At 55.4% G+C, this 4980-nt stretch carries 6 protein-coding genes; all 6 read right to left on the bottom strand.

All coding sequences use genetic code 11. The features are described 5' to 3' along the window. Positions 1-1039: 1039 nt before the first annotated feature. On the bottom strand, positions 1040-1906 hold the full coding sequence (gene repA / locus ACMV5I_RS29070) for an incFII family plasmid replication initiator RepA (RefSeq protein ID WP_414825926.1): 867 nt from the start codon (positions 1904-1906) through the stop codon (positions 1040-1042). Further along, entirely contained in the window at positions 1899-1973 is a 75-nt protein-coding gene (gene tap / locus ACMV5I_RS29065) for a RepA leader peptide Tap (protein ID WP_414825927.1), read from the bottom strand. Before tap ends, repA begins: the two co-directional genes overlap by 8 nt. Before the next feature lie 230 nt (positions 1974-2203). Further along, a complete protein-coding gene (locus ACMV5I_RS29060; RefSeq protein WP_414825925.1) occupies positions 2204-2464 on the bottom strand; it encodes a replication regulatory protein RepA in 261 nt (86 codons plus the stop codon). 189 nt (positions 2465-2653) lie between these two features. Next, positions 2654-3214, bottom strand: coding sequence for a phospholipase D family protein (locus ACMV5I_RS29055; protein ID WP_414825924.1), 561 nt, complete (start codon positions 3212-3214; stop codon positions 2654-2656). A gap of 224 nt (positions 3215-3438) precedes the next feature. Continuing rightward, positions 3439-4176, bottom strand: coding sequence for a type-F conjugative transfer system pilin acetylase TraX (gene traX / locus ACMV5I_RS29050; protein ID WP_414825923.1), 738 nt, complete (start codon positions 4174-4176; stop codon positions 3439-3441). Position 4177: 1 nt separating this feature from the next. Then, the coding region (locus tag ACMV5I_RS29045) for a conjugative transfer relaxase/helicase TraI domain-containing protein (RefSeq protein ID WP_414825922.1) at positions 4178-4980 on the bottom strand (803 nt) is incomplete at its 5' end.

Here is a 4980-nt window from a genome sequence, read left to right as displayed (position 1 = left end):
AGGGTGTATTTTGCTTTGGGAATGTGGTGACGTTTTTTGGCGTTGTGTTTATGCGGCATCGTTAACACATGTCAGAATGGGCAGGCATTGATGATACCCGTTTAGCCATCCGTGCACCAACGCCGTGCGCAGCCGGTCTTTTGAATGCCGCATCGCGGCATGAAGGCGCCAACGGTTGTAAAAAAGAACGCAGACCCTGAATGGCGCCGTAGCCCGGCGTAGCCGGTTCCGATTTGATAGGTTTCACCAATCCCAATCCCCGCCCTGCAAAGCTAAACCTGCTAAAAGTAGCGTAGGTGCTTCATTACGCTGTCGGAGTGGTCCCGACAAGGCTTTGCCGCAGGCGGGGCGTATCTCCGCGTTAGCGGGCCGTTAGGGCCGCTTACGAGCGTGTTCGAATGACTTCCCGCGACAATGACCTGTAGCGACTCAAAACTTTAGTTACAACACTCACTGTAAAGCCACTTCGTTCCGGGCCGTTAGCCCGGGGCGGGGCGGCTTTTTAGTGGGCAAGGGAGAATGCTGTTGTTTCAGATGTGCACTGTCTGGTGTTTTCCTGGCTGAGACTTGTATGTTGTAACTATTGTGCGTTCTTGTGCCCGTCGCATCGCGATGGGAGCTGCTCCTTCTGTTTCCGAACCGGCGCGAACGTGAGTTCGCTGCAAGGGCGGGCATTATCAGAGTCTGTCCACAGGGCAGACGATGAACAGGTTATTTATTTATAGGAATAAAAGAAAAGGTATTTAAAAGAAGTACTCAGCAGGGGTTTAAAAGAAACCACGCACTTTAAAACAAGTTCGACAGGCGCTTAAAAAACCTATCGGTTGTAACTTTACGGGAAGCTCCCTTGCAGTTATATGTGGATAACCTAAATCGGTACATTCAAGTGACGGTATCGGGAGAATTTGAGGGCATTTTCAGGGTGGGAAAGAGAAGATAGGATGTGTCGCCGCCGTCACATCGCTCAAATAACAAGCACTGGCAGAGGGCGGATGTGCGAAACCCTCCGGTGCCAACCGGATTTTCAGTAAATACGACGTCAGGTAGCGCCGGTGGCCAATCGGGTGTAGTTGTTGTTCCTGGACATCAGCATGCGTTCCTTCACGCGACGGGCCTTCTCCCTGCGTACCGCGTCCAGATTGCCGACAAACCGCCCTTCGGCTATCTCGCGTGTCAGTTGCCGGTTCACGATAGCTTCAATGTCACGGCGCGTACGGTCAACATCACGGCGCGCACGGGCACGTTTCAATCCATGAGCCTTACGTTCAGTTTGATAGCTGCGGAAACGTTCGCGAACAAACCGCCAGGCTTTTGCTATCAGTTCGTCCATCTCCAGTCGCGGAAGACGCTGCTTCTCGCGCTGCTGGTTTTCCCATTCGACGCGGCTACGGCGCGCGGCAAGCACCGCCACATCAGAAACATCGAGTGCTGAAAACAGGGCCGGGGTGAAAGTAATATCGGTCGGGATGTTGCAGCCAATCTGTGGGTCATACTCTGTCTGGTAGGTAATCAGTCCCAGCTCCGCCAAAAACTTTAGCGCCCGCGTGGCGCGGGTGATGGACAAATTGCCACTTTTCGACTCCGTGGCCAGTCCACATTCAATGGCCAGATTGGTAATCGAGCGCTGGATACGGTTGGCCAATGGATCGTAGTGGAAACACATCCCCTGTAGTAATGCATCGATAGCACGCCTACGCAGCAACGGTGGCATACGCCGACGCAAACTCAACGAACGCGCGAATGCGACATGCATGGAAAAATCAAAACGAGACGTGAAGCCTTCGGCTTTCGCCATCAGCTTACGACAGAACGGCAGGGTTTTTTTACCCTCTCGCGGCGTAAATTCCGGATTCGGATTTTTGACCTGTCGATAATGATGTGTAAACAGGGCCTTGTTGTCAGTCACGCCTTCCCGCGCTTATGTTGCACGGAAGGAGTAACAAGCACAGAAGGTATTGAACTTTTCTAGGCATGCACATATACTCCCCGTATAGAGCAACAGCTTCTATACAGTTTAAGTAGGCCCCGTTAATCTTCTGCTCCGCCAAGAATAGAGAGATTATCGGGGTTTTTGCTTTTCTGGTTCCAGGTAGACACCTCATCAGAACCAGTTCCTTGCCACCTTAGGGCGTGGCCAGCCAAAATTCTTCAAACGATCAGTAATCTAGCATTCAACGTTGATATCATCAAGAAAGTAAACGGTTTACTTTTCATGAATTCTGCGAGCTAGCTCACTTTCTATCAATCGTTCAATCATCTGCCCTTGGGTCAACCCTGCCTCAGTACAGAGTTCGAGTAATGTTTCCTTCAAGGGATTCCTGATGAACACATTAACTTCTTTATGCGTAAAACGCTTCCTAGCCACCGCAGCTAACTGTTTCTCAGTTGCGGTCATCGGATTACCCTTACGGTAAATACGCTTAGTTTTCGCTGAGGAAGTTACTGCGTTTACGATCTGTGACATTTCTGCCTCCCCAAAGATCTGAAAAGGATCGTTTGGCAAAGCGTACTACAGAATCCGTAAGTTAGCAGCATAAAAAGCATTTTTCAGTCCCGTTGGCGCGGGATGACAGATAAAAATGCAGAAATAGCGGACGACCTGAGCCCAGAGGATCAAGCCGTCATAGCGTGACAGAAAGGTATGGGGGACATTTCAATACGACGAACGCCACTCCTTTCCGATATCCCAGCGCGACGTCCAGTGCTGCAAATAGCGTTGAGCCACCACAGCGTCATCCCACACGACCAGTACGTTCTCGGAATTGGATTTTTCCGCTGCTCGACTGTAGTTATATGACCCCAGTTGCGTATTGCGCCTGTCGGCGACGATCACCTTATCGTGAAGGATTTTGAATGCGCTCACAGTGCGAACCGGGATGCCCGCACCTACCAGTAAATTCATGGCTGCCCGACTGGCTTTGTTCTGCTTGCCGGCATTCGCTTTGTGGTCCAGTACCACCCTGACGTCCACCCCGCGTTTTCGGGCGTTGATTAATGCGCGAACCACTTCAGGTGACGTGAAGGAGTACCCCATCACCCGAACCTCTGTCTGTGCAGTCGTAATGGTTTTCAGTACCAGCGGCAATGCGCTTCCTTCCGGTGAGAAACCAGTCTCAATCACCGCTGCGGTGGCAACAGGCTGTGCGACAAACAAGGTCAGGCAGAACAGGCCGGCCAGTACCTTTCTGTGCATCGCCAGGTTAGGGGAATACATAGCGTTCCTTTTTTAATACGGACTGGCGTCAACCGCCAGAAGATGGGTAATGAGAACCCCGTTCGGGGTGAAAACTTGTTTTCTCCCCGAGCGGGGTTGGACAACGACGCATTGCGGAGGCGTCAGGCTTTTATGCAAAGTTAATTACGATGAGTGTCGACCCGTAGAATTATTTTCTACCCGATGATGGTATTGAGTTGACGTTTATCGCCTAGGTTCGCGTGTTACATCGCAATCAGTCCCAATACCGCCAGATGCACGGTGTAGAACAGCGGAAAAAATTCCCGGGGCCAGAAGCGGGTGACCAGACGACAGGAGCGGCTCAGCACTGTCAGGGTGACGCCCGGTATCACCAGACCCGTCATCACCATCGCCGCACCGTCGCCAACGTTCAGCGCCAGTATCACCAGCGCCAGACAACAAGCCAGTCCGGTGCGGGTAGTGCGCCTGGCCGTCATGCACACCCCGCAGGCCAGTAACAACATCATGATGCCGGCAAGGCCATAGCTGCCGTCCGAAAAGGGTAACCACGCCAGAACCAGTCCCAGCGACAGCGGCCACACGCGGGGACCGTGCTGCTGCATCAGCGCCAGCGCCTGCCCGCTGACCGCAAAGGCAAACAGGATATTGCCCTCATACGGCTGCAGCCCGGCGAGTATCCAGCCGCCCTGTGCCACCACAGCCCACACCCACAACCGGTTCAGCGACGACTGACGGATGCGAGGATGGCGGGCCAGGTTCATCGCCCAGACCAGGCCGAACAGCGGGAAAGCCCCCCGTACAAGCAGCCGTAGCGCGTCGTTGTCGAGCCCGAACAGCAGGCTGATGTGGTCGGCCACCATCAGTAGTAGCGCCACGGTTTTAATCAGGTCGGTTTGCCCCGGCGTCCAGACCAGCAACCGTTGCAGCCAGTTGTCTGTGACCACCACCAGGGGGAAGAACACGTTATCCTCTGCCCGCATCTCAGTCTCCGCTCAGTGTTTTTTCCCGGTCGAGTTCACGCACCACCTCGCGCTCCATCTGTTGCAGGCGTTCACGTTGCACGTTCTCGTGTGCCACCTGTGCCACCGCGTCATCGCGGCGGCGCTCTTCATGATTGTCCAGCACCCTGACCACGTCAGGGGTGGGTTCCTGCGTGCGTTCCAGCTCACGTGCCACTTCCCGCACCGGGTCTGTTCCTTCTCTGCCCTTATCACCGCTGCGCGCCATTTCCCGTACCGCCTGCGCGGCCCGCTCTTCCATTTCGCGGCGCTGCTGTTCGGCCTGCGCCTGCTGCGCCACCACCTCCGGCGGCAGCTTTTCGCCATGCTGTGTGCCGGTGACCACATCGTCCGATACGCCATCCGCCCAGATGCGGCCCCCGGTGATGGCACCGGGGTTCCAGGGCCGCCCCTCGCTACCAGGCAGACGCACCACCACGCCACTGTGCGGATTTTCCCGCGCCAGCTTCACCGCCGTCGGCATATCGGCCGCCAGCAGCGATCCCCCGTTACGGCTCACCTGCAGGCCGGCAAAGGTGGCTGCCTCACTGCCCATCACGCGGCCTTCGTCCGTCAGCCCCCGCACTTCACCTTCACTGGGCATCAGCGAACTCAGCCAGATACCTGCCGGCTTACCGTTGCCGTCAAAGGCCGGCAGCGCCACATGGGGCTGCGGATATTTACGGCCAGGCGAGATGAAACGCGCCATCGATCCATCCGGCGATAATCCAGCCTGGCGCAGCACTGCGCGTCCGGCTGCCACCTCTCCCAGCGGCTTTGCCGTGC

Origin of the sequence: Serratia sp. T13T92, from assembly GCF_047530105.1 — a bacterium.
Taxonomy (GTDB): domain Bacteria; phylum Pseudomonadota; class Gammaproteobacteria; order Enterobacterales; family Enterobacteriaceae; genus Chania; species Chania fonticola.
This window is presented reverse-complemented; position numbering and strand designations above follow the sequence as displayed.